The sequence below is a fragment of the Thalassospira sp. ABL2_045 genome (assembly GCF_056161285.1).
Window position 1 is genome coordinate 1 of the sequence record NZ_JBSWYV010000001.1, and the last position, 26072, is coordinate 26072.

At 55.5% G+C, this 26072-nt stretch carries 22 protein-coding genes; 13 read left to right on the top strand and 9 right to left on the bottom strand.

Features of this window, described 5'->3' with window-relative positions; genetic code table 11:
• Positions 1-211: 211 nt before the first annotated feature.
• Entirely contained in the window at positions 212-1495 is a 1284-nt protein-coding gene (locus tag ACXAIA_RS00005) for an MFS transporter (protein WP_475347528.1), read from the top strand.
• Positions 1496-1663: 168 nt separating this feature from the next.
• Here ACXAIA_RS00005 and ACXAIA_RS00010 read toward each other — a convergent pair whose 3' ends face one another.
• Positions 1664-1840: a hypothetical protein gene (locus ACXAIA_RS00010; RefSeq protein ID WP_475347529.1), complete on the bottom strand. Its 177-nt coding sequence runs from the start codon at positions 1838-1840 to the stop codon at positions 1664-1666.
• Positions 1841-1979: 139 nt separating this feature from the next.
• Between ACXAIA_RS00010 and ACXAIA_RS00015 the strand changes: the two genes are divergently transcribed.
• Positions 1980-2963: a LysR family transcriptional regulator gene (locus tag ACXAIA_RS00015; protein ID WP_044830178.1), complete on the top strand. Its 984-nt coding sequence runs from the start codon at positions 1980-1982 to the stop codon at positions 2961-2963.
• A 9-nt stretch (positions 2964-2972) separates the two neighbouring features.
• On the opposite strand, the gene ACXAIA_RS00020 is transcribed toward ACXAIA_RS00015, so the two are convergent.
• The gene (locus tag ACXAIA_RS00020; RefSeq protein ID WP_475347530.1) at positions 2973-3518 is read right to left on the bottom strand and encodes a GNAT family N-acetyltransferase; all 546 of its coding nucleotides are present in this window, start codon (positions 3516-3518) and stop codon (positions 2973-2975) included.
• A 164-nt stretch (positions 3519-3682) separates the two neighbouring features.
• Between ACXAIA_RS00020 and ACXAIA_RS00025 the strand changes: the two genes are divergently transcribed.
• Positions 3683-3934: a hypothetical protein gene (locus ACXAIA_RS00025; protein ID WP_475347531.1), complete on the top strand. Its 252-nt coding sequence runs from the start codon at positions 3683-3685 to the stop codon at positions 3932-3934.
• 54 nt (positions 3935-3988) lie between these two features.
• Here ACXAIA_RS00025 and fmt read toward each other — a convergent pair whose 3' ends face one another.
• On the bottom strand, positions 3989-4918 hold the full coding sequence (fmt, locus tag ACXAIA_RS00030) for a methionyl-tRNA formyltransferase (RefSeq protein WP_475347532.1): 930 nt from the start codon (positions 4916-4918) through the stop codon (positions 3989-3991).
• A gap of 71 nt (positions 4919-4989) precedes the next feature.
• On the opposite strand from fmt, the gene ACXAIA_RS00035 reads away from it, so the two are divergent.
• Positions 4990-5994 (top strand): methyltransferase type 12, encoded by a 1005-nt coding sequence (locus ACXAIA_RS00035; protein ID WP_475347533.1) that lies wholly within the window; start codon positions 4990-4992, stop codon positions 5992-5994.
• A gap of 72 nt (positions 5995-6066) precedes the next feature.
• Here the strand turns inward: ACXAIA_RS00035 and def are convergent, their stop codons facing one another.
• Together def and ACXAIA_RS00045 are read right to left on the bottom strand one after the other, a co-directional pair.
• A complete protein-coding gene (gene def / locus ACXAIA_RS00040; RefSeq protein WP_475347534.1) occupies positions 6067-6585 on the bottom strand; it encodes a peptide deformylase in 519 nt (172 codons plus the stop codon).
• 154 nt (positions 6586-6739) lie between these two features.
• Entirely contained in the window at positions 6740-8275 is a 1536-nt protein-coding gene (locus ACXAIA_RS00045) for a DNA recombination protein RmuC (protein WP_475347535.1), read from the bottom strand.
• Between the two features lie 802 nt (positions 8276-9077).
• On the opposite strand from ACXAIA_RS00045, the gene acs reads away from it, so the two are divergent.
• Complete coding sequence (gene acs / locus ACXAIA_RS00050) at positions 9078-11021, top strand: acetate--CoA ligase (RefSeq protein WP_475347536.1); 1944 nt, start codon at positions 9078-9080, stop codon at positions 11019-11021.
• Positions 11022-11134: 113 nt separating this feature from the next.
• Here acs and ACXAIA_RS00055 read toward each other — a convergent pair whose 3' ends face one another.
• The gene (locus ACXAIA_RS00055; protein ID WP_475347537.1) at positions 11135-12043 is read right to left on the bottom strand and encodes a LysR family transcriptional regulator; all 909 of its coding nucleotides are present in this window, start codon (positions 12041-12043) and stop codon (positions 11135-11137) included.
• A 235-nt stretch (positions 12044-12278) separates the two neighbouring features.
• On the opposite strand from ACXAIA_RS00055, the gene ACXAIA_RS00060 reads away from it, so the two are divergent.
• The 8 genes from ACXAIA_RS00060 to ACXAIA_RS00095 all read left to right on the top strand — a co-directional run bounded on the left by ACXAIA_RS00060 (position 12279) and on the right by ACXAIA_RS00095 (position 23050).
• The gene (locus ACXAIA_RS00060) at positions 12279-13226 is read left to right on the top strand and encodes a tripartite tricarboxylate transporter substrate binding protein (protein WP_475343710.1); all 948 of its coding nucleotides are present in this window, start codon (positions 12279-12281) and stop codon (positions 13224-13226) included.
• Between the two features lie 42 nt (positions 13227-13268).
• Positions 13269-15335 carry a tripartite tricarboxylate transporter permease gene (locus tag ACXAIA_RS00065; protein WP_475347538.1) on the top strand — a complete coding sequence of 689 codons (2067 nt, stop codon included), beginning with the start codon at positions 13269-13271 and terminating at the stop codon, positions 15333-15335.
• 46 nt (positions 15336-15381) lie between these two features.
• On the top strand, positions 15382-16458 hold the full coding sequence (locus ACXAIA_RS00070; RefSeq protein ID WP_475347539.1) for a tartrate dehydrogenase: 1077 nt from the start codon (positions 15382-15384) through the stop codon (positions 16456-16458).
• A 17-nt stretch (positions 16459-16475) separates the two neighbouring features.
• Positions 16476-17768, top strand: coding sequence for a glycerate kinase type-2 family protein (locus ACXAIA_RS00075; RefSeq protein ID WP_475347540.1), 1293 nt, complete (start codon positions 16476-16478; stop codon positions 17766-17768).
• A gap of 31 nt (positions 17769-17799) precedes the next feature.
• Complete coding sequence (locus ACXAIA_RS00080; protein ID WP_475347541.1) at positions 17800-18882, top strand: tartrate dehydrogenase; 1083 nt, start codon at positions 17800-17802, stop codon at positions 18880-18882.
• Between the two features lie 322 nt (positions 18883-19204).
• Complete coding sequence (locus ACXAIA_RS00085; protein WP_475347542.1) at positions 19205-20695, top strand: SulP family inorganic anion transporter; 1491 nt, start codon at positions 19205-19207, stop codon at positions 20693-20695.
• A gap of 24 nt (positions 20696-20719) precedes the next feature.
• A complete protein-coding gene (locus ACXAIA_RS00090) occupies positions 20720-21574 on the top strand; it encodes a universal stress protein (protein WP_475347543.1) in 855 nt (284 codons plus the stop codon).
• Positions 21575-21994: 420 nt separating this feature from the next.
• The gene (locus ACXAIA_RS00095; protein WP_475347544.1) at positions 21995-23050 is read left to right on the top strand and encodes an alpha/beta hydrolase family protein; all 1056 of its coding nucleotides are present in this window, start codon (positions 21995-21997) and stop codon (positions 23048-23050) included.
• Here ACXAIA_RS00095 and ACXAIA_RS00100 read toward each other — a convergent pair.
• The 3 genes from ACXAIA_RS00100 to hslO form a co-directional block, all read right to left on the bottom strand.
• Positions 23010-24137 carry a helix-turn-helix domain-containing protein gene (locus ACXAIA_RS00100; RefSeq protein WP_475347545.1) on the bottom strand — a complete coding sequence of 376 codons (1128 nt, stop codon included), beginning with the start codon at positions 24135-24137 and terminating at the stop codon, positions 23010-23012. The genes ACXAIA_RS00095 and ACXAIA_RS00100 overlap by 41 nt on opposite strands.
• 132 nt (positions 24138-24269) lie before the next feature.
• Positions 24270-24866: a hypothetical protein gene (locus ACXAIA_RS00105; RefSeq protein WP_475347546.1), complete on the bottom strand. Its 597-nt coding sequence runs from the start codon at positions 24864-24866 to the stop codon at positions 24270-24272.
• A gap of 145 nt (positions 24867-25011) precedes the next feature.
• Positions 25012-25983: an Hsp33 family molecular chaperone HslO gene (hslO, locus tag ACXAIA_RS00110; protein WP_475347547.1), complete on the bottom strand. Its 972-nt coding sequence runs from the start codon at positions 25981-25983 to the stop codon at positions 25012-25014.
• Positions 25984-26072: the final 89 nt, after the last annotated feature.

Sequence of the window (26072 nt, forward strand, 5' to 3'; positions counted from 1 at the left end):
CGTCATGCGCAAAATCATTGTAAGGGCAAACGCAAGGATGCGCATATATCATGCAGCGGTCCTTGACACTTAACACCGCTGCTTTTTCTTTGGGCATACCCCATCCATGCGGGCGGGTAGACAGCTGGCCTTGCCACCGATAAATTCCTCATACCATTTGATTTGCGCGCCCCGCTCTTTGACGAGCCCACTCTTGCCCGCCGGAACCTGCATGCAATTTCTGTCCTTGCTCCGACAAGCGCCCCGACAACTGGCCTTTGGCGCGCTCCACAGTTTCGGCTCCTCCTTCGGGCAGACCTTTCTGGTAGCACTTTTTGTGCCGTTTATCTCGGCCAGCCTTGCGCTCAATGAAACCGAATTTGCCAATATCTATGCCGGAATCACCATCGCCAGTGCGCTCTGCCTGCCGGTCGTGGGCCGCTGGATCGACAAGGTCGATATCCTGTCCTACAGCTTGGCGACCATGGCGCTGCTTGCACTTGGCTGTGTACTGATTTCGCTGGCAAGCAATGTCTGGATGCTGATCGCCGCCCTGTTTGTGCTGCGTCTCGCCGGTCAGGGCTTGATGAGCCATGTCAGCATGACCGGCATCGCACGTTATTTCTCGCGCAGTCGTGGCCGGGCGCTGGCGATTGCCAGTTTCGGCTTTCCGCTCGCCGAGGCGATCCTGCCCGCGACCTTGCTGGCCCTGATTGCCGCCTTTGGCTGGCGCACTACCTATGCCGGTTCGGCCGCCTTTATTCTGATCGTGCTGCTGCCGGTCGCGATTTGGCTGATCCGACGCGATGAGACATTCCGCAAGGCACCGGCAAAATCAAACGAGTCGCCAAGCACATCAAACGCCGACAGCACCACAACGGCCGAGCCCCCGACACCCGACTCGCCAATCGATCACCCCCGCCTGTTCAAATCGCTCTATGTCTGGTTCTGCATGCCGATGCTGGCCGCCCCGCCGCTGATTATGACCGCCCTGTTTTTCCATCAGGGCGCAATTGCCAGCCACAAGGGCATTGATCTTGGCTGGTTTGCCGCCGGCTTTACGGTTTTTGCCATCACATCGGTACTGGGGGCCTTTGGCAGCGGCCCGCTGATCGACAAACATTCCGCCCGCCGTCTGTTTCCCTGGCACCTGATTCCCATGATGGCCGGCATTGTAATCCTTGCCGCAACAAGCACACCCTGGGTCATCCTGATCTATATGGGCTTGGTAGGTATCACGACCGGTTTTGCCACGACATTGCGCACCGCCATCATCCCGGAACTGGTTCCGCTTGATGAAATCGGGGCGGTGCGCAGCACATTGACCGCGGTCATGGTTTTGGCATCCGCCATGGGTCCGGCGATTTATGGCTGGATGTTTGCCGCTGACATTTCGATTGCCATGATGCTCGTCGTTACACTGGTGGCATCCGCCGTCGTCAGTCTTGGCTCGTGGTTCTCGGAGCGGCCGGGCTTTTATATGCCGCCGGGCATCGCCCCAAAAGAAGCCGATTAACCAAAAAAATGGCCCGGATCACAAAAGTGACCGGGCCAGTCGGGAAAACAGCGTCAAATAGGGAGGAAGACGCTAGATAGAAACCGTAGTCGTAGTCCCTGCCTGCGGGAGCACCTCTTGGGGAGGAATATCAATCAGTGCTCGACCGCATACAGTTAGGAAAGTTCGTTAGGCTGCACCGCCAACGGTACCTGCCGGGTGTTTGACGTCTTTGTCATCACCTTTGAACAGGTTACGGAAGAAGGCGCCTACGAATTCAGCGCGGAGCTGCTGACCTTTGCGTACACCTGCCTCGATTTCGGTGGTGGAGATGTAGCGGGTGGTGATTTCTTCGTAAGTGGCCATGGTGACCTCCTCAAAATTTCGTTCGTTGCGACGCCATGTCGCTCTCGATGAACTCAATCTAATTTTCTTTACGGGGAAAGAGAATTCCCTCAATATGCACATTACTTGTGAATGATCGTCATAAATAGGAAGCCTGAATATGGATCGCGCCGCGGAAATGGAAATCTTTGTCCATGCTGTCGAGGAAGGAAGCTTCTCGGCCGCCGCCCGGACAATGCGCCTGTCGCCGTCAGCCGTCTCGAAATACATCTCGCGCCTTGAGGATCGCCTCGGCGCCCGACTTCTCATGCGGACCACCCGTCAGCTCAGCCTGACCGAAGAAGGCCGTGCCTTTTACGAACGTGCGCGCACGATCTTAAACGAGATCGAAGAAGCCGAAGAAGTCGTCACCCAGCTTTATGCCGCCCCGCGCGGGACCCTTCGCATCAACGCATCGGTCGCCTTTACCAAAATGCAGGTGGTGCCGCTGATCCCGGAATTCCTGGCGCGCTATCCCGATGTGCGGATCGAATTGACGCTCGATGACAAATTCACCGATCTGGTCAACGATGGCTATGACTTGGCCATTCGTCTGTCAGCACTTGAAGACTCGTCCTTGATTGCGCGTAAATATGCGGTCAACCGTCGCATGATCGTCGCATCGCCGGAATATCTTGAAAAGAACGGCATTCCGCGCAAGCCACAGGAACTCGAAAACCACAACTGTCTGCATCTGTCATCGCGCGAAAGCTTCAATGACTGGCATTTCGAAACCCCGGACGGCCATGTGTCCTTCCGCGCGCAGGGCTCATTCTCGGCCAATGATGGCGATGTGCTTCACGAGGCGGTTCTGGCCGGGCTTGGCATGGCGCGGCTGGCGGAATATCTCGTGCACGAAGATATCCGCACCGGCCGCCTGACCCCGGTTCTGACCGAATATGTCCATGATCAGGCGTGGATTTCGGCGGTGTATCCGCATAAGCGCCACCTCTCGCCCAAGGTCCGCGCCTTTGTGGACTTCCTGGCTGAAAAATTCACCCCGGTCCCGCCGTGGGAGCTCGGCTTCCGCGATGCCCGTGCCGTGCGCCGCAACAGCGACGGCACCACGGATACGACAACAACGGCGCGCGACCTCGGGAAATAGGGGAACCCCCTAGAACATCAGGGCTTCCTGATAGGCCTGAAAATCAAACCGGAACTGCCATTCCGACGAATTGGAAAGATCATCAAGAATGCGGCTTTCGCCGGTGCGCGCAAAGCCGCATTTTTCATAAAAGCGATGCCCTGCCTCAAAGCGCGTGTCGGTCCACAGCATCACGCTCTCGCATTCCGGATGCGTTTGCCCCAGCCACGCCAGCGCCTTGCCCATCAGTTTTTGCGCCATCCCCTGCCCGCGTGCGGCCGGATGCAAATAGACTTTATGCAGCTCACCCTCGCGGGTCGCGATGTCATACTTGACCCCAAAGCAGCCGACGACACGATCCTGATCATCGACCGCGACCCAGATGCGGCCATCATCGGCCTTGAAGTCATCGGCAATCGCATCAAGCTCGGGAAATTCCCCGGCGCGATCAAACACGCAACCGGGATAATCGGCAAAGACCAGCTCGATCAAATCGGCAATGCCGTCCCCATCACGGTTAAAGGCGGGCCGGATGAGCGACGGGGCAATCCAATTTGAAGCGGCAGATTTAACCATTGAGACTAAATTCCTTAAGAAAAATTACTCATTTCATAAGTCTCTGATTTTTCTTATGCTCTAGTATCGTCAATATCCACCTAAGAAGCTCAACCGAAACAACTTAAAGCTTCTTAAAATTAAGAGCTTTTCATGCAATTACTGCCATTGAAAGCGAGATGATCATGACTGATTTATACGTTTACACTCAATATGACGGCAAAGACTTGATGTCAGTGGTTGAAATTATGGGATTAGACTCAAACGGGGAAGAAGTGCTCCACAAAAAAGCCACTAGAGCTTGCGATGATATCGCAACATGTGCAGACCAAGGAGTAGACCTGTGGTCATGGCTACGAAACCAAATAGAAATACGATTGACCCAGGCAAAAATTCCTTACGACAATATATGGTTTAATGATGATCGCGGAAACTAATTTAGGCTTCCATCAATCTCTGAAACAAACAGTGTTTTGCACAACTTTTGTTTCTTAACCGCCCAACACGACTCCCTTGGCAAGCTTGTCATAGCCACGCAGCACGGCGTCGGTATCCATCACCGATTTGCCCGGGCGCTGGATCCGCGTCGGGCGAAGTGCGCCTGTACCACAGCCAATCGTCAGCTTGTCATCAATGATTTCGCCAACCGGCACGGATTGATCAATCACCTCGGCCGCCTGCACCTTGATGCGCTCCTTGCCAAACTCGAAATAGGCCCCCGGCCACGGGGTAAAGGCGCGAATTTTACGCTCAAGCGCGGCCGCATCATCGTTGAAGTCCAGCTTCGCCTCAGGCCGCTCAAGCTTGGCGGCATAGGTGACACCGTCGTCTGGCTGCTTTGTCGCGGTAAGCTGCCCTGTGGACAACTTGTCCAACGCCTCGACAATCATTTCCCCGCCAAGCTTGGCCAGATCATCATGCAAGGCATTGGCATAGGTGTCCGAGGTAATCGGCAGTTCGCCAATCAGAAGCATGTCACCGGTATCAAGCCCGACATCCATCTGCATGATGGTCACCCCGGTCGCCGCATCCCCGGCCAGAATGGCGCGTTGGATTGGGGCCGCCCCGCGCCAGCGCGGCAGAAGCGACGCGTGAATGTTCAAACAGCCATATTTCGGAGCATCCAAAATGGCTTTCGGCAGGATCAGGCCATAAGCCGCCACCACCGCAACATCAAGATCAAGGTCGGCAAAGGCCTGCTGTTCCTCAGCCGATTTCAGCGACACCGGATGGCGCACCTCGATGCCCTGCTCGGCGGCCCAGGCATGGACCGGGCTTGGTGTTTCCTTGTGCCCGCGGCCCGCCGGGCGCGGCGGCTGGGAATAGACGCAAACCACATCATGCCCGCTCGCAACCAGATCCTTCAGCGCCACAAGGGCAAAGTCCGGGCTTCCCATAAAGGCAATGCGCAGCTTGGTCATATCGCTCGTCCATTCATCTCTTAAGGCAACTTTTGACTCTTCTGGCGGCAATTTGGCGCTATCCTGCCAAAATGACAAGCCAAGCCTTACCTCAAGCTCGGAAATACCCGGTCACCCACATCTGGCATGCGGATTGGAGCCTGTCGGCCAAGGGCCGCTGGGTCGCCAAGGCCACCCGCAATGACATGGGCTGGCACATCCACGCCATCGAGCCGGTCGGAATGCTCGATCAATTCCGGCAATCCCTTGCCACCCATGGCAAGAAAGATGCGATCTGGCTTGGCCTTGATATGCCGATCGGGTTTCTGGATGCGTGGTATGAGGGCACAAAACATGATGGTGCGCATGTCAAAGACTTCAAAACCCTGCTGACGCTGCTTCAAACCGACGACTGGCAGGATTTCTTTGATGTCTGCAAAATACCGGATGTAATCCACCGTCACCGGCCATTTTACCCACAAAGCGCCGGCGCAAAGGGAAGTGTTAAACGCGATCACCTGATCACCGCCCTCGGCCTGCCAAGCTTTGATGCCCTGCATCGCGCCTGCGAATTCCCGACCGCCAAACGCAACGCCGCCTGCCCGTCCTTCTGGACACTCGGCGCCAATCAGGTCGGCAAGGCCATGCTGCACGGCCTTAAAAACCTGATCATCCCGGGATACGAAGACGGCTTTCATATCTGGCCCTTCTCGGGCGATCTTGAGACCTGCTGCAATACATCCGGTGTGACTCTGATTGAAACCTATCCCGGTGAAATCTATGGCTGGCTTTCTGATATAAGTGAGTTAACTAAATCAAATCAAAGCAGCCGCCAGAAATACCTGCACCAACTGCGCGATGACGCCCATGCCAGGGGCATTGATATCAGCCCCACGGTCTGGGCCGATATTGCGGATGGATTTGATCCGACGCACGGCAAGGACGATGCCTTTGACGCCTTGATCGGAGTGATGGGCCTGATCGAAATTGCCGAAGGCCGCCGGCCCGAAAACCTGCCGCGCACGCCAAGTGTGCTGGAACGCGAAGGCTGGATCGTCGGGCTTGATTCACGCGACCTCAAACCCCGCAAATCGTAACCCCCGTAAAACAAGCCGCAAAACAAAAGGGCCGGAAAACCGGCCCTTAGCATGCGATGCTCATCAGAAGTCTCAGGCAGATTTTTTGGTTTTCTGCAGCTTCTGGACTTTCTTCATGATCATATTGCGCTTAAGCGCGCTGAGGTAATCGGCAAACAAAACCCCGTCCAGATGATCAATCTCGTGCTGGATGCAGGTTGCCAGCAACCCGTCCGCCTCGATCTCGTGCGTTTCGCCGTTTTCATCCATATAGCGCATGCCGACTTCGGCCGGACGTTCGACATCGGCATACTGTTCCGGGATCGACAGGCACCCTTCCTGATAGATCGAGGTTTCCTCAGACTCCCAGATGATCTCCGGATTAATCAGTTTAAGCGGTTCGGGCTTTTCCTTGTCATCGGACACATCCATGACAACCACGCGCTTCATCACCCCGATCTGCGGCGCTGCCAGACCAATGCCCGGCGCTGCATACATGGTTTCAAGCATGTCATCGAGAAGGGTTTTGATCTCATCATTCACGGCTTCGACCGGTTCGCATTCCTTCTTCAGGCGCGGGTCTGGAACGATAAGAATTTCACGCAGGGCCATGGGTCTCTGATCCGGTTTCAATCGTAGTTCGGTAACTGATTATAGCGAATTTCGCGCTTCGAGATAAGGTCTCCCCACGTCCAAGTCAAGCAAACTGCCCGATTTGCGCGTGATGGCTGCCATGCCCCCCCGAAAGCCGCCTTAACGCCGCGCGCTATTCTTGCGCATCAGGCTTGGCATCTTCGCTCGCACCTTCTGCGGCATCCTCGGGCCCTGCCAGCAATTCCATCTTGGTGATATCGCGCACATGGGTTTCCGACGGGGCCGGTTCCTCGATCATGCGGTCATCGGCAACGATATGCTTTTCCTTAAGCTTGCGCGCCGACACCAGAACCGATCCCTCAAGCGTACCCAGCGTCTTGTTGTAATTCTTGACCGTGCTTTCAAGCGACTTGCCCATGGAACTGAAGTTCTTGGCAAGCGTGCCCAGGCGGTCAAACAGCTGCTGGCCGATCTCGCTGATATCGCGGGCACTTTCCGCCAGGGCTTCCTGGCGCCAGCCATAGGCCACCGCTTTCAGCAAGCCGAGAAGCGTGGTCGGCGTTGCCAAAATCACCCCGTCACGGAAGCTGTCTTCAATCAAACGCGGGTCACGTTCAAGAGCGGCCGAGAAGAAGCTTTCACCGGGCAGGAACAGCACAACAAATTCCGGGCTGTCCACCGACTTCCAATAGGACTTTTTCGAAAGCTCCGTAATCACCTTGCGCACATTGGTGACATAGGTCGCCATCAGCGCTTCGCGGCGGTCATCGTCATATTTCTCGTCAATCGCCTCGAGATAGGCCGAGGTCGGCGCCTTGGCATCGACGACGATATTCTTGCCGCCCGGCAAGTGAATGACCATGTCGGGCTTCTGAACGCCCTCGTCGGTATTGAAATGGACCTGCTCGTCAAAGTCACAGTGCTTGAGCATCCCGGCGAGCTCGACAATCCGCTTCAGCTGCAATTCCCCCCACTTGCCCGAAACCGACGAACTCGACCGAAGGGCGGAGCTCAGCGTTTGCGTTTCCTTGGAAAGCCGGGTTTGCGATTGCACAAGGGTCCCGACCTGCTCGCGCAACTCGCCGTAAGCTTCCTTGCGGTTTTTCTCAAGCTCGTTGACCTTGGTATCAAACGCCTCAAGGCGTTCCTTGATCGGTTTTACCAGCCCGTCAATTGCCTGCTGGCGCTTTTCAAGATCGCCCTTTGCCCCTTCCTGCAGGCGCGAGAAATTCTCACGTGCGAGCTTCATGAACTCGTCATTATTGACCTTAAGCGCATCAGACGACAGCGCCTTGAAGCTATCAAGCAACTTGGTCTTGGCATCTTCAAGCATCTCGAGCTTTTCTTTGGTCGCCTCACGCTCTTTCTCAAGTGCTGTTTCAAGCTCGGATCCCTTTTCGCGCCACTGATCAAGGGCAGTGCGAAGCTCCTTTAGCTCGGCCTCAAGCACCGGCACCCGGTTGGCCGTGGTTTCGGCAATGGCGCGCTTTTCCGATGCCTCAGACAGTTTTTCACGCATCTGGGCCACCTCGGTCGCAAGGTCACGGCGCGTGGTTTCCGCATGTTCGAGCTGCGATGTCAGAAGGGCTGTGCGCGACTCCGTCTCGGCCCTAGTAGCATCCTTGATGCGCTTGACCATCATGATGCTAAAGACAAGTGCCAGAACAGATGCGCCAAGCGCCCCTGCTGCCAAAGAAATCGGATCCATTATCCCACCATTCGATTACGTGCTGGATTCTTTGTATCTGTTTTGTTCCGTCAAATCCAGAACCGAACCAGCCAAATCCCCCATGCCGACGCCAAAGAAATCTAAACCGCTTCACCGGCGACTTTGGGAATTCAGACTACATTTCAATGACATAATTGAGTTCAAGCATAACAAAGCCGCCAAATTCGGCACATGCCACCCGCGCAAAAGACGGCACCGAAATGTCCCACAGCGGCCCGGCTAACCCATCGCACAAACCACAGGGTCAAAACTCATTCACATGACCGCCCCGGCAATTGATATGAGAGAAAGAGCTAGGAAAAGCCCGCAGATCGGGGTGATCCCCGGTCAAGGGGTTTGACGCAGAGGCTTTCTCTCATATCAGTTGTCCTTCGGATCTTCCGGATTTGCACGGGCTACTTTGTCGCAAAATCTTGAAAGATATAGACCTTCCTAAGATTTTGCTCCGCGTATCCGCACAAATCCGGAAGACCGGGACGATTATGTGAATGAGCTTTGACCCTTAGGATTGTTACATGCATCACCCCAAAGCCCCCCGTCTTAAGTTGTATTTCCTCAATACCTTCTGCGCACTAGCATAGGGCTCAAGCGACAGGATTGTTTTTGCCATGCCCGAACGAGCACTGCCCATGAAAACCAACCGGGCAAACTGGCAAGGCAATTCCTGAACCGCACCGAAATTACCGCATCGGATGGATGCCTTTTTCGAGCCCCTTCGAGAAGTCATCAAAGTGACCCGATGCCGACCTAGAGACCACAGGAAACGAACAAGAGGCCACATATGTCTGCGAACGTTTATCCCGTACCTGGCGACATCGCGAAGGGTGCTTTAATCGACAAAGCGAAATACGACGCCATGTACAAACAGTCGGTCGAGGATCCGGAAGGCTTCTGGGGCGAACATGGCAAACGCATCGACTGGATCAAGCCCTACAGCACCGTCAAAAACGTCAGCTACGATGCCAAAGATCTCTATATCAAATGGTATGAGGACGGCACGCTCAACGTTGCGGCCAACTGCCTTGACCGTCACCTTGAAAAGCGCGGCGATCAGACCGCGATTATTTTCGAGGGCGATGATCCCAACGTCTCCGAACACATCACCTATCGCGATCTTTATGAGCGCACATGTCGTTTCGCCAATGCGCTGAAATCGATGGGCGTTGCCAAGGGCGATCGCGTTGTCATCTATCTGCCGATGATCCCCGAAGCCGCTGTTGCCATGCTGGCCTGTGCGCGTATCGGCGCGATCCATTCCATCGTCTTTGGCGGTTTCTCGCCCGAAGCCCTTGCGGGCCGTGTTGAAGACTGCGGTGCCAAGGTCGTTATCACCTCGGATGAAGGTCTGCGTGGCGGCCGTTCGGTCCCGCTCAAGCGCAACGCGGATGAGGCCCTGTCACACCCGGGTGTGAAATCGGTCGAGAAAATGGTCGTCGTCAAGCATACCGGCAAGGACGTTGCCTGGAACGATGCGCGGGACGTCTGGTATCACGAAGTCTGCGAAGCAGCCTCCACCGACTGTCCGCCGACCGAAGTCAACGCCGAAGACCCGCTGTTTGTTCTTTATACCTCGGGCTCGACCGGCAAGCCGAAAGGTGTTCTGCACACCTCGGGCGGTTACCTCGTCTACGCCTCGATGACCCATGAATATGTCTTCGACTATCACGAAGGCGATATTTACTGGTGTACCGCTGACGTCGGCTGGGTTACCGGTCACAGCTACATCGTTTACGGTCCGCTGGCCAACGGTGCCACGACCCTGATGTTTGAAGGTGTGCCGAGCTATCCGGACGCATCGCGCTTCTGGCAGGTTTGCGAGAAGCACAAGGTCAACATCTTCTACACCGCACCGACCGCAATTCGCGCCCTGATGCGCGAAGGCGAAAGCTATGTGAACAAGGCTGATCTGTCCTCGCTTCGCATTCTTGGCTCGGTGGGTGAGCCGATCAACCCGGAAGCCTGGGAATGGTATTACGAGCATGTCGGCAAAAAGAACTGCCCGATTGTCGATACCTGGTGGCAGACCGAAACCGGCGGCATCCTGATTACGCCGCTGCCGGGGGCAACCGACCTGAAACCGGGTTCGGCGACCCTGCCGTTCTTTGGTGTTCAGCCGGCCCTGCTTGATAACGAGGGCAAGGAACTTACCGGTCCAACCGATGGCAACCTTGTCATCAAGGACAGCTGGCCGGGTCAGATGCGCACGGTCTACGGCGACCATGAACGCTTCATCCAGACCTATTTCAGCACGTTCAACAATGTCTACACCACCGGTGACGGTGCCCGTCGTGACGAGGACGGCTATTACTGGATTACCGGCCGTGTTGATGACGTGATCAACGTGTCGGGTCACCGTATGGGCACGGCTGAGGTCGAAAGCGCACTGGTCGCACACTCCAAGGTGGCCGAGGCCGCCGTGGTCGGCGTCCCGCACGACATCAAGGGTCAGGGCATCTATGCCTATGTGACGCTGAATGCCGGCGAAGAACCGACCGAGGAACTCCGCATTGAGCTGGTCAAATGGGTCCGTAAGGAAATCGGCCCGATCGCAAGCCCGGATTACCTGCAATGGTCGCCGGGTCTGCCGAAAACCCGTTCGGGCAAAATCATGCGCCGTATCCTGCGCAAGATTGCCGCCAACGAATATGACCAGCTTGGCGACACCTCAACGCTTGCCGATCCGGGCGTTGTCGATGACCTGATCGACAACCGCCAGAACCGCTAGGCTCAACAGCCAGACTATAAATTTCTGGTGGCGCCTGTCGCCAGAATACCCTTACAAGGAAAGGCTCCTGTCCCTGACAGGGGCCTTTCTTGTTTCTTGGTCACCCGCGCAGATCACTGAATCCGCGCGGTCGAGGTTTCGCGAAGTTTCCGATGAAGGAAATCGATGAAAATGCGCACCTTGGCAGAAAGATTGTGGCGTTCCGGATAAACCGCATAAATGTCCGCATCGACATGGGCATATTGTGGCAACACCAATCGCAGACGGTCCTCTTCGACGTGGCGCGCAATATCCCATTCCGAACGCATCATAATCCCGTGACCATCCAGAACCCACTGAAGTGCGATCTCGCCGTCGTTGCTGCAAAGGGTCCCCTGCACCTTGACCGTCTCCGAATGTTGCCCGCGTTGCAATTTCCACATATCGTGCACATCCTTACCCTGACGCAGGATAATGCAGTTGTGGTTGGTCAGATCCGACAATCTGCGAGGCCCCCCATAGCGTTCAAGATAAGACGGTGCCGCACAAAGGAACCGTCGGTTGCCTTGCAGCTTGCGCGCACGAATACGCGAATTCGGCAACCCGCCAAACCGAATGCCAAGATCAATCCCCTCTTCGACCATATTCATCGGAATATCGGTTAAAAGAAGCTGCACTTCGACTTCCGGATAAAGGTGGGAAAACTCTGACACCACCGGTGCGACATATTCACGCCCAAACCCGAATGTCGCATTGATGCGCAAGAGCCCCGTGGGCGTTTCACTGGCATGCGAGACCCGCTGCTCAAGATCATCAATCTGGCGCATGATCTGCTCGGCACTCTGGAAATAGGCATCCCCTTCACTTGTCAGGCTGATCCGCCGCGTTGTCCGATTAAGCAACCTGACCCCCAAACGGTCTTCAAGCTTTGCCAATCGTTTGCTTACCGCAGGGGGCGAAAGGTTCAGCTCCTGTGCCGCCGCCGACAAGCTGCCCTTACGGACCAAAAGTACAAAAAAGCCCAGATCGCTGTCGACCGACATTATTAACCTCCACGACATAATGAAGTGAGAAGTCGGAAATTATAATGAATTTCTCAAAAATATAAACTGAGGGAGTCGATCGGGCCAAAAACAATAGCCGAGCGCAGACGTCCTACAACGTCAAAACCCGATGCGACATCAGGGAAACAATGGCAACGGGATCGATCAACACGAGCCGTTCTGGTTGCCAGCACCGGCGAACTATCCGGTGAAAATTATTTCGGGAGGAATACCGATGCGTAAGCTTGCAATCGCGGCGGCAATGGCCGCTACCTTGGTTTCCGGAACTGCATTTGCGGAATATCCGGAGAAAACCATCAATTACATCATTCCGTTCAATGCCGGCGGTGAGTCCGATGTCTCGGCACGCTTCCAGCAGCCATATCTTGAAGCACTCGCAGACCAGTCCTTTGTCATCCAGTACATGGCCGGTGCCGGTGGCGCACAAGCCTGGTCGCAACTGAACGGCATGGAGGGTGACGGCTATACCATTATGGGCATCAACCTGCCCCACACCATTCTGCAACCGATGGAAAAGGATGTCGGTTACGAGACCAAAGACCTCACCTACATCAACTTCTTCCACTACACCCCCAATGCACTGTTTGTCCCCAAGGACAGCGAATTCCAGAACCTGCAGGAACTGATTGATTACGCCAAAGCCAATCCGGGTCTTGTCACGCTCAGTGGTTCGGGCTCGAACTCTGCCAACCATCTCGGTCAGGTCCAATTTGATGAACTGGCTGGCATCACCACCACTTACGTTCCGTTTAGCGGCACCGGTCCGGCAGTTACCGCCATCCTCGGCAGCCAGACCACCGGTGGCTTTAACTATGTGACGTCCGGCGTCAATAATGGCGATGGCATGCGCATGCTTGCCGTAGCATCGGAAACACGTGTTAAAGCATTCCCGGATGTCCCGACCTTCAAGGAACTTGGCCTTGATATCGTTGGCGGCGCGTTCCGTGGCGTGGCCGTCCCGAAATCCACGCCCGAGCCAATCCGCGAGAAAATCTCGCAGATGGTTACCGACGTGAACAACAATCCTGAATTCCAGAAAAAAATGGAAGATGCCGGCTTCGTTCTGACCGACATCACCTACGACTTCATCAATGATTTCGTTGCGGCGAAATCCGAAGAGTATCGTGAAATCGCCGAAAAGCTTGGCATCGCCAACCGCTAAGAAACGCAAAAATAATAATTCGGGATTGGAAAGGTCACCAACATGGAATTGCTGGGCTATTTCGTGAGCGCGCTCACGCCTTTAAACCTGCTTATGGCGCTGGGTGGCGTTATACTTGGAACAGTTATTGGTGCTTTGCCCGGACTGTCAGCAACCATGGCGGTGGCCGTTCTGGTCCCGTTTACCTTCACCATGGATCCCGCAACCGGTTTGATTGCGCTTGGCGCGATCTATACCGGGGCCATATATGGCGGCGCCTTTGCCGCCATTCTGGTCAATACACCGGGAACACCGTCAGCCATCGCCACGACGTTTGACGGTTTCCCGATGGCCAAACGCGGCGACGGTAGTCTTGCAGTAACACTGGCAACGCTGGCATCTGTTGTTGGTGGCCTTGTCGGGGGTGTGTTCCTGCTGCTGCTGTCGCCGCCGCTGGCAAAGGTCGCACTGGCCTTTGGTCCGCCGGAATATTTCTGGCTGGCGATCTTTGGCCTGACACTCATTTCAGCACTTTCTGTTGGCAATACCATCAAGGGCCTGCTGGGCGGTTGTATTGGACTGATGCTGGCAATGGTAGGCGTCGCCGTGGTTGGCGGGGATATCCGCTTTACCATGGGGACCCATACGCTGCTGGGCGGTTTTGATATCGTCTCGGCCCTGATCGGTCTTTATTGCATTCCGGTGCTGATTGATCTTGTTGCCACACCTGATCGTCACCTGAAAGTCGAGCAAGGCAAGCGTGGCATCCGTTTGCTGGAAGCATTCGGGTTGGCTTGGAAGAGCAAATTCAACGTTGTACGCAGTGCCGTTGTTGGCACTATTGTTGGAATCCTGCCCGGTGCAGGCGGTTCCATTGCAGGGCTGGTGTCCTATTCCGAGGCGCGCCGCTCGTCAAAAGAACCTGAAACTTTTGGCAAAGGTGCACCTGACGGGCTGATGGCGACAGAGGCCGCAAACAACGCCACAGTGGGTGGCGGATTTATTCCGACCCTGGTTTTGGGCATTCCAGGCACGCCGCCAGATGCAATTATTCTGGGCGCTCTGCTTGTTCAGGGCATCAAGATCGGCCCAACGCTGTTCTCACAGCAAGGCGATATCGTTTACACCTTTATTTTCGGGTTGCTGATCGCCACTGCACTGATGTTGCCGGCAGGTCTCCTGATTGGCCGCTACGCCTATAAATCAATTGCCTCGATCCCTAAAACCCTTCTGGTGCCAACCATCGCCTTCCTGACGGTCATCGGAAGCTTTGCCATCCACAGCAACCTGCATGACGTCACGATGATGATCAGCCTGGGCGTTCTTGGCTGGGTTTTGAATCGCTGCGGTTTCGCACCTTCGCCGATTGTCCTTGGTCTGGTTCTGGGCAAAATTGCCGAACAGGGGTTCGTGCAATCCTATCTGATTGGCAACGCCACCAACAACATCATGGGTATGTTCTTTGGCCGCCCAATCAGCCTTGCCATCGTTGCGCTGGCCGTCTTCACCGTGATCTACCCGCTAATTTTTGCCAAGCGTAAGGAAAAGGCTAAAAAACGCGCCCTTGATGCTGCGCGCTCCTATTCCGAAAGCAATGGTGAAACGACGGCTCCAGACATTCAGGAGTTCAAAGCCTCGTCATTCGATCCGCTTGCCGGTTTGAAAAAACAGATCGCCAAACCCCGGGATATCAGCGGAATGGTGGTATCCGCACTCCTTATAGGTGCCGCCGGTTGGGCATACAGTCAAACCGCAACCATGAGCCCGATGGGATCGGTCTTTCCAAGCACGATTTCGGTCGTCGTCATCATCCTGTCGGTCATGCTTCTGGGGCTGAACGTTCTGCGCAAGCCGGCTGAAGCAACCAGCGAAACGGCAAACGCATCAGTATCGCGGCGCGTCGCCCTGGTTCTCGTTATGGCCGGGTGGGTCGCTGTGATCCCTGCAATCGGGTTTGCATCCGCTGCAATCGTCGCCTTCCTGATCCTGTCAAGGGTGGCCTGCTACGAGATCATGGGGCCAAAACGCCAAATTATCGAGGCCTTGGCGGCAATCGCCATTGTCGGCGGCTTGTATCTTCTGATGGCTGAAGTCCTTCTGATCAGAATGCCGTCCGGCTTCCTGTTCTGATCGAACACGAACAAAACACTCAACACACAGACCAAAGAGAATGAACATGAAAAACTATCGTATTGCGGCCATCCCCGGTGACGGGATTGGCAAAGAGGTCGTTGCGGCCGGAACCGAGGTTCTGGATGTTCTGGCAAAACGCGATGGCGGGTTCACCATGAGCTTCGATCACTTTGATTGGGGTTCCGATTACTACAAGAAACATGGCGTTATGATGCCTGCAGACGGCCGTGACCACATCAAAGATCATGACGCCATTTATTTTGGTGCTGTTGGTGCACCGGACGTACCCGATCATGTCACTCTTTGGGGGCTGCGACTGGCGATCTGCCAGCCTTTTGACCAATACGCCAATGTTCGCCCGACCCGGATTCTTTCGGGAATTGAAAGCCCGCTTCGCAATGTTAAACGCACGGAGCTCGACTGGGTTATTGTGCGTGAAAATTCTGAAGGCGAGTATGCAGGTCAGGGTGGCCGATCCCACGTCGGCCTGCCAGAAGAAGTCGCAACCGAGGTGTCGATCTTCACCCGTGCCGGTGTGACTCGCATCATGCGTTTTGCCTTCGATCTTGCCCGTTCGCGCCCCCGCAAGAAACTGACCGTGGTGACCAAATCAAACGCTCAGCGCAATGGTATGGTCATGTGGGACGAAATCGCCAAGGAAGTCGCTGCTGAGTATCCCGACGTTGAATGGGACAAGATGCTGGTTGATGCCATGACGATGCGCATGACCCTGCGTCCCGAAACCCTTGATACAATTGTCGCAACCAACCTGCATGCTGACATTTTGTCTGATCTGGCCGCAGCCCTTGCCGGATCGCTTGGTATCGCGCCGACTGCGAACCTAAACCCCGAAGGAAAGTTCCCCTCGATGTTCGAACCGATCCACGGTTCGGCTTTCGATATCACCGGTCAGGGTATCGCCAACCCGGTCGCGACCTTCTGGAGCGCGGTGATGATGCTTGATCATCTTGGTGAAAAACCCGCCTCTGAACGCCTGATGCGGGCGGTCGAACGCGTAACTGCCAATCCGGACCTTCACACACCGGACCTTGGTGGCAAAGCAACCACCCGTCAGGTCACCGATGCGGTTATTGCCGCGATCCAGGGCGACAACAAATAAACACCTCAGAGGCAAAGATGAGGACACAAAAAGAAGCTCGACTCAATGACCCTGCATCAATCAAACATTTTCTGATTGATCTGTTTCAAACCGCTGTTGATGCGGCTGACCCTCAACTTTGCCTACCGTCCTTTATCCCGAAACCGCCCAAAGGGCGGACCATTGTTATTGGCGCTGGCAAGGCGTCCGCCAAAATGGCCCAGACCCTGGAACAATACTGGACTGGTGAACTTTCTGGGCTTGTGATTACGCGTTATGGCCATGCTGTAGACACCTGCAAAATCGACGTCGTTGAGGCATCCCACCCTGTTCCGGATGACGCAGGGCTGCAGGCCACGCGCCGCATCAAGGACTGCATAAAGAACCTTACCGAAGACGATCTAGTGATCTGTCTGATTTCAGGCGGGGGATCAGCGCTTTTGGTCGATCCGATACCCGAAATCCGCCTCGAAGAAAAACAGGCGATCAACAAGGCGCTGTTGAAATCAGGCGCATCAATTGACGAAATGAACTGTGTTCGTCGCCACCTATCAACAGTCAAGGGCGGCAAACTGGCAGCACTTTGCCACCCGGCACGCGTGGTTTCGCTCATGATCTCCGATGTTCCAAACGACAGGTTTATCGATATTGCTTCGGGACCGACAGTTGCCGATCCGACAACCTGCGCAGACGCGCTTGAGGTCATAACCCGCTACGACATTCCAGTACCGACCGAAGCGTTGAACGCCCTGCGTTCAGGTAAGGCCGAAACAATCAAACCCGATGATCCCAGGCTGTTGAACACAGAGGCCCATTTGATCGCGGCACCGCAAATGGCACTTGATGCCGCCGCGCAGAAGGCGCGCTGTGAAGGTGTTGATGCCATGGTCCTCGGCGACTCTCTGGAAGGCGAAGCATCCGAGCTCGGAAAATCACTCGCCGGAACAGCCAAGCATGTCGCGTCGCGTCGCCATCTAAATGATCGCCCTTGTGTCTTGTTGTCAGGCGGCGAAACCACCGTCACCGTCAAGGGAACGGGACGTGGCGGCCGAAATGTCGAATTTCTGTTGGGACTTACCATAGAACTCGATAGCGCACCGGGTATTCACGCAGTCGCGGGTGACACCGACGGCGTTGACGGGCTCGAAGAAATTGCTGGCGCGTACATTTCTCCCGATACCTTGTTGCGTGGATCACTTCTGGACATGGACGCAAAGGCGTATCTCGCCAATAATGACGGTCACAGTTTCTTTGAAGCACTCGAAGACGAAATCATTACCGGCCCTACACTTACCAATGTAAATGATTTCCGGGCAATCCTGATTATCTGAAGGACATCACATCGCGACGGAGGAAAACATCGTGACAAGCGCCACCCACAAAATCGCTGTCATCGCCGGGGACGGCATCGGAACAGAAGTCATGCCCGAAGGCATCCGCGTGCTCAAAGCCGCGGCCGAGATTTTTGACCTCGACCTGACCTTTGACGAATTTGAATTCGGTTCCTGCGACTACTATCAAAAGCACGGCCAGATGATGCCCGATGACTGGCGTGCGCAGATCGAACCTCACGATGCGATTTTCTTTGGCGCGGTTGGCTGGCCCGACACCGTGCCCGACCACATTTCGCTGTGGGGATCGCTGATCCAGTTTCGCCGTGATTTCGACCAATATGTCAGCTTGCGTCCCGCCAAACTGATGCCCGGCGTGCCATCCCCCCTTGCCGGTCGCAAACCGGGTGATATTGATTTCTATGTCGTGCGCGAAAATACCGAAGGCGAATATTCCTCGGTCGGCGGCAAAATGTATCCCGGCACCGACCGTGAAATCGTCATTCAGGAAACCATCATGTCGCGCACCGGCATTGATCGCATCCTGAAATACGCTTTCGAACTTGCCCAGAAACGCCCGCGCAAACATCTGACTTCGGCCACCAAATCAAACGGCATTTCGATCACCATGCCCTATTGGGATGAACGGGTGATCGACATGGCGAAAAACTATCCCGACGTCAGCTGGGACAAATATCATATCGATATTCTCACCGCCCAGTTCGTCATGAACCCGGATCGCTTTGACGTCGTCGTCGCCTCAAACCTGTTTGGTGATATCCTGTCTGACCTTGGCCCGGCCTGCACCGGCACGATTGGCATCGCGCCATCGGGCAACATCAACCCGGAACGCAAATTCCCATCCCTCTTCGAACCGGTCCATGGTTCCGCCCCGGATATCGCCGGCAAGGGCATCGCCAACCCCATCGGCCAGATCTGGTCGGGCGCGATGATGCTTGATCACTTGGGTCACACCGATGCCCATGACGCGATCATGAAGGCGATTGAAACCGTGCTTCTGGATGAGAATCTGCGCACCGGCGACCTCGGCGGTACCGCCGATACGCTCACCTGCGGCAAGGCGATCGAACAGGCCCTTCGCGATCAGGCCTGATCGAAAAGCGCGCCACAATCATCAAAACACGGCCTGACCCCTGTCTAGCGGGGATCAGGCCGTTGTCATTTGGCACATATGACTGGCGCCAAAAACCGGCGAACACTTGGCAAAGACTGTCCGTCCCAAGGTTGTGCAAAATCTTAAATTGGTATAGGTACAGTCTGCTGCGACGCAGCAACGAACAGGATGGTCTTGGGGAGACCTGTCGCTGAATTTCCGGCTGACGGATCATGAAGACCACCTGATGACATTCCAGCCCGGGGACAACCCATTGCAAAGTCGGGTGCAAAGTCGGGCTTGACCGAGACGGAGACTTTCTGTGAATAGCGATTTTCTGCCGCGTTTGCGGGCTGAATGGCTTGGCAACATCCGCGCCGATGTGCTTTCGGGCCTTGTCGTTGCGCTGGCCCTGATCCCTGAGGCCATTGCCTTTTCCATCATTGCCGGTGTCGACCCGAAGGTCGGGCTGTATGCCTCCTTCTCGATTGCGGTGATCACTGCGATTTTTGGTGGTCGTCCGGGCATGATTTCGGCGGCCACCGCGGCCACCGCGGTTCTAATGGGATCGCTTGTCCGTGAACATGGCCTTGATTATCTGTTAGCCGCGACGGTTCTGGCCGGTGTCATTCAGATGCTGGCCGGTGTGTTCCGGCTTGGCAACCTGATGCGCTTTGTCTCCAAGTCGGTGATGACCGGGTTTGTCAATGCGCTCGCCATTCTGATCTTCATGGCCCAGCTGCCCGAACTGACCAATGTCAGTTACATGACCTATGTGATGGTCGCAGGCGGTCTTGCCATCATTTATCTCTTCCCGCGCATCACCAAGGTCATCCCGTCACCGCTGATTTGCATCATCGTTCTGACCGGTCTGTCGTTCTTCATCGATGCCGATCTGCGCACCGTGGGCGATATGGGCGCACTGCCTGATGCCTTCCCGGCGATCTATTTCCCGGATGTGCCGCTTAATCTTGATACCTTCCTGATCATCCTGCCCTACTCGGCAGCGGTCGCGGCGGTCGGTCTGCTCGAAAGTCTGATGACGGCCCAGATCGTTGATGATCTGACCGACACCACGTCCAACCGTACGCGTGAATGCTATGGTCAGGGGATCGCCAACTTCTTTACCGGCTTTATCGGCGGTATGGCGGGTTGTGCGATGATTGGCCAGTCGGTGATTAACGTCAAATCGGGGGGCCGTTGCCGCCTGTCGACCTTCCTTGCCGGTATCTTCCTTCTGATCCTGATTGTGGTTCTGGGCGATCTGGTGGCGATCATTCCGATGGCTGCCCTTGTTGCCATCATGATCATGGTATCGATCGGGACATTCAGCTGGTCCTCGATCAAGGATCTCAAGGACCATCCGCGCAGCTCGTCGATCGTGATGCTGGCAACCGTCATCACGGTGGTGGGTTCGCATAACCTGGCGATTGGCGTTCTGGTCGGTGTGTTGCTGTCGGGCATTTTCTTTGCCTGGAAGATCGCACAGATTTTCCGCGTTACCAGCACGCTGTCGGATGACAGCACCCATCGCACCTATGAAGTACGAGGCCAGATCTTCTTTGCCTCGGTCGAAGACTTCACCAAGGCGTTTGATTTCCGCGAAGCGCTCGACAAGGTCACGATTGATGTCAGCCACGCGCATATCTGGGACATTTCAAGTGTTGCAGCCCTTGATATGGTCGTGCTCAAATTCCGCCGTGAAGGGGCCGAAGTCGAATTGATCGGCCTCAATGAAGCCAGCGAGACAATCGTCGATAAACTGGCCATCCACGATAAGCCCGGCGCGCTTGAACGCCTGATGGGCCATTAAGGCAACTGGGAAAGGAAACGATCCATGACACATCTGATCGCCCTGATCGACGGATCAGGCTATTCGCAAAGTGTATGTGACCTGACCCGCTGGGTGGCAGAACGGACCGAGGCATCGGTCGAACTGCTCCACGTGCTTGGCCGTCGCAATACCGATTCCGAACCGGCAGACCTCAGTGGCAACCTCAAGCTCGGCGCGCGTTCCGCCCTGCTAAAAGAACTGGCGGATCTTGACGAGCAAAAAAACAAGCTCGAACTCAAGCGCGGCCGCCTGCTGCTCGAAGAAGCCAAAACCGGCATGACCGAACAGGGCCTTGGCACTGTCACCACCAAGCTGCGCCATGGTGATCTGGTCGAAACCATTGCCGAATTCGAAGGTGATGCGGATCTGATCCTGGTGGGTAAACGCGGTGAAGCCGCCGATTTTGCCAAGATGCATCTGGGCTCGAACCTTGAACGGGTGGTGCGTTCGGCCAAGAAACCGATCCTGGTCGCCTCGCGCGCGTTCAAGCCAATCAACAAATTCCTGATTGCCTTTGATGGCGGCGAAAGTGCGATGAAGGCCGTGCGCCATATCGCAACAGGCAAACTGTTTACCGGCCTGCCCTGCGCGCTGCTTTCTGCTGGCAAACCAAACGGAAATCTTCAGGAAAAGCTTGATGAAGCGGCCGCAATCCTGCGCAAGGCGGGCTATGAGGTTGATGCCGGCTTTGCCTCGGGAGAGCCCGAAGACGTCATCAAGGACAAGATCGAAGCGGAAAATATCGACCTTCTGGTCATGGGCGCCTATGGCCATTCGCGCATCCGCAACCTGATCATCGGCAGCACCACCACCGAAATGGTCCGCTCCTGTCATGTGCCTGTCATGCTGTTCCGCTAGGAATATCCTTTAATCAAGAATTCCGATTTAATACCAAGGAGTAGAAATAGTCACCTATAGAGACACCTTATCGCGTTCTCTGGTTAGGAGAGGCTCGCGCGGCGATGCGGAGCATCGGAAGTGAGCTACGACTCGATCAGGAGGGCGCGATAAGGTGCCGTCCCGGTCGCGCAAACAAACTACCGGCTGGCGTCAGATCAGCTTGAAGATGTACCGCATCGCCTGCACTGTTCTTCCTAGCAAATAGCTCGTTTGCACGATCTCTATTGATGAGTATTTCTGCTCCTTGGTATAAGGCCCGGTCAGGTGACTGGGGCCTTTTTCTGTGCGTGAAAGGTCCTAGATCGCGTTCAAGGACGCCAGAACCTCGCCAAGCGGTAAAACTCCTCGCATCATTTCATCTGATTTGGAGGATCAGGCATGTTGCGTTTCACCTTTCACACAATGGCCGCTTTGGCCTTTCTTGTTCTTTCCATCCCGTCAAATGCATCGACCAATGCTGTTGGCTTTCGCGAAATCGCGATCGCAGCAACACAAGACGACCGGGCTTTGGCCGGTGCAATCTGGTACCCAACAACGGACACAAATCCGGCAACCACTATCGGCGAAAACCCGATCCTTTTCGGTCAGATGGTCCAACCTGACGCCAAGACCATGGACGGACGCCATCCTTTGGTCGTCATGTCGCACGGCTTTGGTGGCAACTGGCGCAATCAGGGATGGCTTGCTGTCGCACTTGCCCGTGCCGGTTATGTCGTTGCCGCAATCAACCATCCCGGCACCACCAGCCGCGATGTCACCGCCGAAGTCGGCTCGAAATTGTGGCTCCGCCCGCGCGATATCTCTCACCTGATTACATCGCTTTCCGACAACCCGACATGGTCCCCTTATCTCGACACGACCAACATCACGGTCATCGGGCATTCATTGGGCGCATGGACAGCCCTTGAACTGTCCGGAGCGCGAATGGATATGGATCTGACCGATGCAGATTGCGCACAGAATCCTCAATTCGCCGCCTGTGACGGCATCGCCACCCTTGAAGTCGGTCGCAAGACCGCTGATCGGAAAAAGCTGGCGGCAAATCTCAAAGACGAACGGATCGGTGCTGCCATCTCACTTGACATTGGCCTTGCGCGCGGTTTCACCCCCGAAAGCCTGGCAGCCATCGACATCCCTTTGCTGGTGATAGCCGCCGGTTCGCCCAATCCAAAGATCCCCAAGGATCTTGAATCAGGCTATCTCATCCGCTACCTGCCAGCAGAGCTGCGCCAGTACCACGTTTTGCCCAGGGCCGCGCATTTTACCTTCCTGCCGGAATGCAAACCAAATGCCGCAGCACTGCTTGAAAGCGAAGTTCCCGGCGATGGCATCATCTGTCTTGATGGCGACGACCAAGCGGTTCGATCAGAGCTGCATCAGCAGACCATCACCCTCATTCTCGACTTTCTCCGTCAGCGAGAAACAGCTTCCTGATTGGACCAAAATCTTTACCGGCATCAAGGTCCGGGTCCACGGCGCGATAGGCCCGTGGACCCATTCCCGTGATGCGCCCGAATTCTCGGTTAAAGTTCGATTTGGTCTGAAAGCCGCATTCAAACATGATGTCGGTAACCGGCTTTTCCGTGCTATGCAAAAGCAACTGCGCTTCTGCAATCCGGTACTCATTGACGATCTGTGAAACATTGCGCCCAAACCGGCGGTTGATCGCGCCGGAAATTTTCCGTGCCGGCATCACCACGCGGCGGGCCAGACGATCCAATGTCAGATCAGGATCACGGTACAGATGCTTCTCGCGTATGACGTCATCAATCACCGCAAGGATGGCATCATCGTCCCCAATATCATCGTTATCAGTCTGACGATCATCTTGTTTTGGCGAAACGCTGGGTTCTGGCTCGACATCGTGCGCATTTGCGGTCTGCGGGCTTAACCGCTCCAACCGCATCATCAGGATCGCCAGCACCACCAGAACAACCAGTTGCGCGTAACTTACAATCGCGGCTGCATGTGTGCCCTTTGTGAGCCTGAAATCAAGCGCAATCAATACGTCGACCAGGCCTGAAAAAATCAGCGCACAGCCAACCAAGGCGACAATGCCGCGAACCGATCCGACATCCCCCAGTCGCGCCTGTGCAAAGCGCTCCTCGCCCCGGCTGGCCAGCACCATCAGTGCAATTCCATATCCGGCAAACTGCAGCGCAATCAGGAAATCAACTGGTATATGCCATTTTTTCCAGGTCAAAATGGCAACAAGAATAATCAGAACCGGAATAACGTGCAGCCATGCCCATCGGCCGCGTGAGGTTTCCTGCGTCCCGAGCGCCGCAAAGCATGCCCAGGCTATCGGTGGCAGCATCGCGGCAAATAAAGGGCGCATGAATCGGAAGATCCACACATCAAACTGCCAGCGCAATCCAACCATAATGACCAGCGCCAGACTGGCGGCAATAAAGATCCGCATGCCCCGGCCGACCGGCCCCGCAGGCCCGCGCAGGATCAACCGCACCAGCAAAATCGCCAGCAACAAGGCAACAACAAACGGCAGGGGTATTTCAAACATGATGCGCGGCACAATCTTGCTACGGGTGAACCTGATGGTTTTCCCGCGTGTCACCTTGGCAGGCAACAAAAAAAGACCGCGGGGCTTACTTCACCGCGGTCTTGGGGTTTTAAATCCCGGGCTGCTCGCCAATTAATGCAACAGGAACCGGCCCAGATTGTTGTTGATCTGGCGTTCCAGTTCGCGGTCCAGATCCATCAAAAGCGCGGTGGTTTCGTCATATATCGCCTGTTCGCGCTCGGACACCGACATCGATTCAGAAAGGGTACGCGACCGCGCTGCCATCGCACTGACTTCGCCTTTGGGCGTGCCATTGGCATCAAGCAGTTCAAGCTTGGCCGCGACCTTCAGATCAACCTTGTCAGACTGATCGTCGGTAAACACACCCTTGATGCCCTTGGTGGTTTTAAGCGCGTTTGAGGTGACCGAGGCTTCGGTGACGCTATAGCGCAACATGTCGCTCGTACCTGCCGTCTGGATGCGGTCATCGGGCCAGTTCATTGCCATACGGCCGAGATTGAACGGCAGGGCGGATTCAAGCGATCCTTCGCCCCCGTTTGACCAGGCCGCAACCTTTTCAATCGGTCCGGCAGCAAAGACAATCGGATCAAGATGGCGCCATGTCACATCGGGATAGGTCGCAACCGGGCCGCTTGTGCAAGCCGTCATCAGCGCAAGTGCCGCCCCCGCAACAACGGCGCGCAGGCCCTTGATGGACATAACCGTCATGTCTTCGATCTCCTTTGATCAATCACACACATACATAAAAAAACAACGCCACCATGGCGTGTCAGGTTCCAGACCCTCGCATGGTGACGTTGCTTTATGATTAAGGCAAGGCTGTGACGCACACAAAGCGCGTAGGCCCGAACCCCTAGATTTTCGGCGATGCCGCTTCGGGATCGTCGGCCTTAAGTGCGCGCAGATCGGCTTCGTTAAAGCCATAGCGCGTATTGCAGAACTGGCACGATACGCCGACCTCGCCGGTATCCGCCTCGCGCATCGACAGAAGCTCGTCCAGCGGATAGGTGACAAGCGCGCCTTCGATCTTTTCGCGCGAACACCGGCATTTGAACTGAAGCGGCGTCAGATCAAACACACGCGGTTCTTCGTCATGGAACAGACGCCAGATCAGGTCATGTGCCGAAAGCGAGATATCAACAAGCTCGTTTTGCGTGGCACTCGCCATCAAAATGGTCGAGCGGTTCCAGTCTTCCGCAACCTTTTCGGCTTCTTCCGGGGTGGCAGCTTCGCCAGATGCGCTGACAGGCATTTTCTGCAGGAACAGACCACCGACCCACCAGTCATCCGTCGTCTCGCCGCGATGAACTTCGATCTTGAACGACGTTTCAAGCTGCTCGGACTGACGGAAATAGGCTTCGGCACATTGCGCCAGCGTCTCGCCCTCAAGCGAAACAATGCCCTGATACCGGTCATGCTCATCGCCCTGATCGACCGTAAAGGCAATATGCCCGCGCCCCATCAGTTTCAGAACCTGACCACGCAATGCTTCCTCGCCGCCTTCTTCCTCGGCGATCATGGTTTTCAGGCGCTCTTCATCCACCCGCAGGCAGGCGCGCACATTGCCATCACTATCAACATCAACCACCAACATGCTGATCGGCCCGTCCGAGCTGGTCTGAAGGGTAAAAAGCCCTTCATATTTCAGCGACGAAGACAACAGCACAGCAAGGCCAATGATCTCGGAAAGCAGATGGTTGGCAAGCGGCGGATAATTGTGTTGGCCGATGATGGTCTGCACCGTCGGGCCAAGGCGCGTGAAGCGGCCACGGATATTGGAATGATCCAGCGTGAAGGGCTGGCAAAAATCGACAGCGATCTGCATTTTCGGGTTCCGCGTTTTTACGTGTTCCGGGGCGTATAACAACGGCCGAACCCCATTGTCCAGCCGCGTCTCGCCAAAGCAAAGGGGCG

Excerpts from the sequence above, each read along its gene's own strand:
- ACXAIA_RS00005 (WP_475347528.1), top strand. The coding sequence starts at position 212 with ATGCAATTTCTGTCCTTGCTCCGACAAGCGCCCCGACAACTGGCCTTT.
- ACXAIA_RS00010 (WP_475347529.1), bottom strand. The coding sequence starts at position 1,840 with ATGGCCACTTACGAAGAAATCACCACCCGCTACATCTCCACCACCGAA.
- ACXAIA_RS00015 (WP_044830178.1), top strand. The coding sequence starts at position 1,980 with ATGGATCGCGCCGCGGAAATGGAAATCTTTGTCCATGCTGTCGAGGAA.
- ACXAIA_RS00020 (WP_475347530.1), bottom strand. The coding sequence starts at position 3,518 with ATGGTTAAATCTGCCGCTTCAAATTGGATTGCCCCGTCGCTCATCCGG.
- ACXAIA_RS00025 (WP_475347531.1), top strand. The coding sequence starts at position 3,683 with ATGACTGATTTATACGTTTACACTCAATATGACGGCAAAGACTTGATG.
- fmt (WP_475347532.1), bottom strand. The coding sequence starts at position 4,918 with ATGACCAAGCTGCGCATTGCCTTTATGGGAAGCCCGGACTTTGCCCTT.
- ACXAIA_RS00035 (WP_475347533.1), top strand. The coding sequence starts at position 4,990 with ATGACAAGCCAAGCCTTACCTCAAGCTCGGAAATACCCGGTCACCCAC.
- def (WP_475347534.1), bottom strand. The coding sequence starts at position 6,585 with ATGGCCCTGCGTGAAATTCTTATCGTTCCAGACCCGCGCCTGAAGAAG.
- ACXAIA_RS00045 (WP_475347535.1), bottom strand. The coding sequence starts at position 8,275 with ATGGATCCGATTTCTTTGGCAGCAGGGGCGCTTGGCGCATCTGTTCTG.
- acs (WP_475347536.1), top strand. The coding sequence starts at position 9,078 with ATGTCTGCGAACGTTTATCCCGTACCTGGCGACATCGCGAAGGGTGCT.
- ACXAIA_RS00055 (WP_475347537.1), bottom strand. The coding sequence starts at position 12,043 with ATGTCGGTCGACAGCGATCTGGGCTTTTTTGTACTTTTGGTCCGTAAG.
- ACXAIA_RS00060 (WP_475343710.1), top strand. The coding sequence starts at position 12,279 with ATGCGTAAGCTTGCAATCGCGGCGGCAATGGCCGCTACCTTGGTTTCC.
- ACXAIA_RS00065 (WP_475347538.1), top strand. The coding sequence starts at position 13,269 with ATGGAATTGCTGGGCTATTTCGTGAGCGCGCTCACGCCTTTAAACCTG.
- ACXAIA_RS00070 (WP_475347539.1), top strand. The coding sequence starts at position 15,382 with ATGAAAAACTATCGTATTGCGGCCATCCCCGGTGACGGGATTGGCAAA.
- ACXAIA_RS00075 (WP_475347540.1), top strand. The coding sequence starts at position 16,476 with ATGAGGACACAAAAAGAAGCTCGACTCAATGACCCTGCATCAATCAAA.
- ACXAIA_RS00090 (WP_475347543.1), top strand. The coding sequence starts at position 20,720 with ATGACACATCTGATCGCCCTGATCGACGGATCAGGCTATTCGCAAAGT.
- ACXAIA_RS00095 (WP_475347544.1), top strand. The coding sequence starts at position 21,995 with ATGTTGCGTTTCACCTTTCACACAATGGCCGCTTTGGCCTTTCTTGTT.
- ACXAIA_RS00100 (WP_475347545.1), bottom strand. The coding sequence starts at position 24,137 with ATGTTTGAAATACCCCTGCCGTTTGTTGTTGCCTTGTTGCTGGCGATT.
- ACXAIA_RS00105 (WP_475347546.1), bottom strand. The coding sequence starts at position 24,866 with ATGACGGTTATGTCCATCAAGGGCCTGCGCGCCGTTGTTGCGGGGGCG.
- hslO (WP_475347547.1), bottom strand. The coding sequence starts at position 25,983 with ATGCAGATCGCTGTCGATTTTTGCCAGCCCTTCACGCTGGATCATTCC.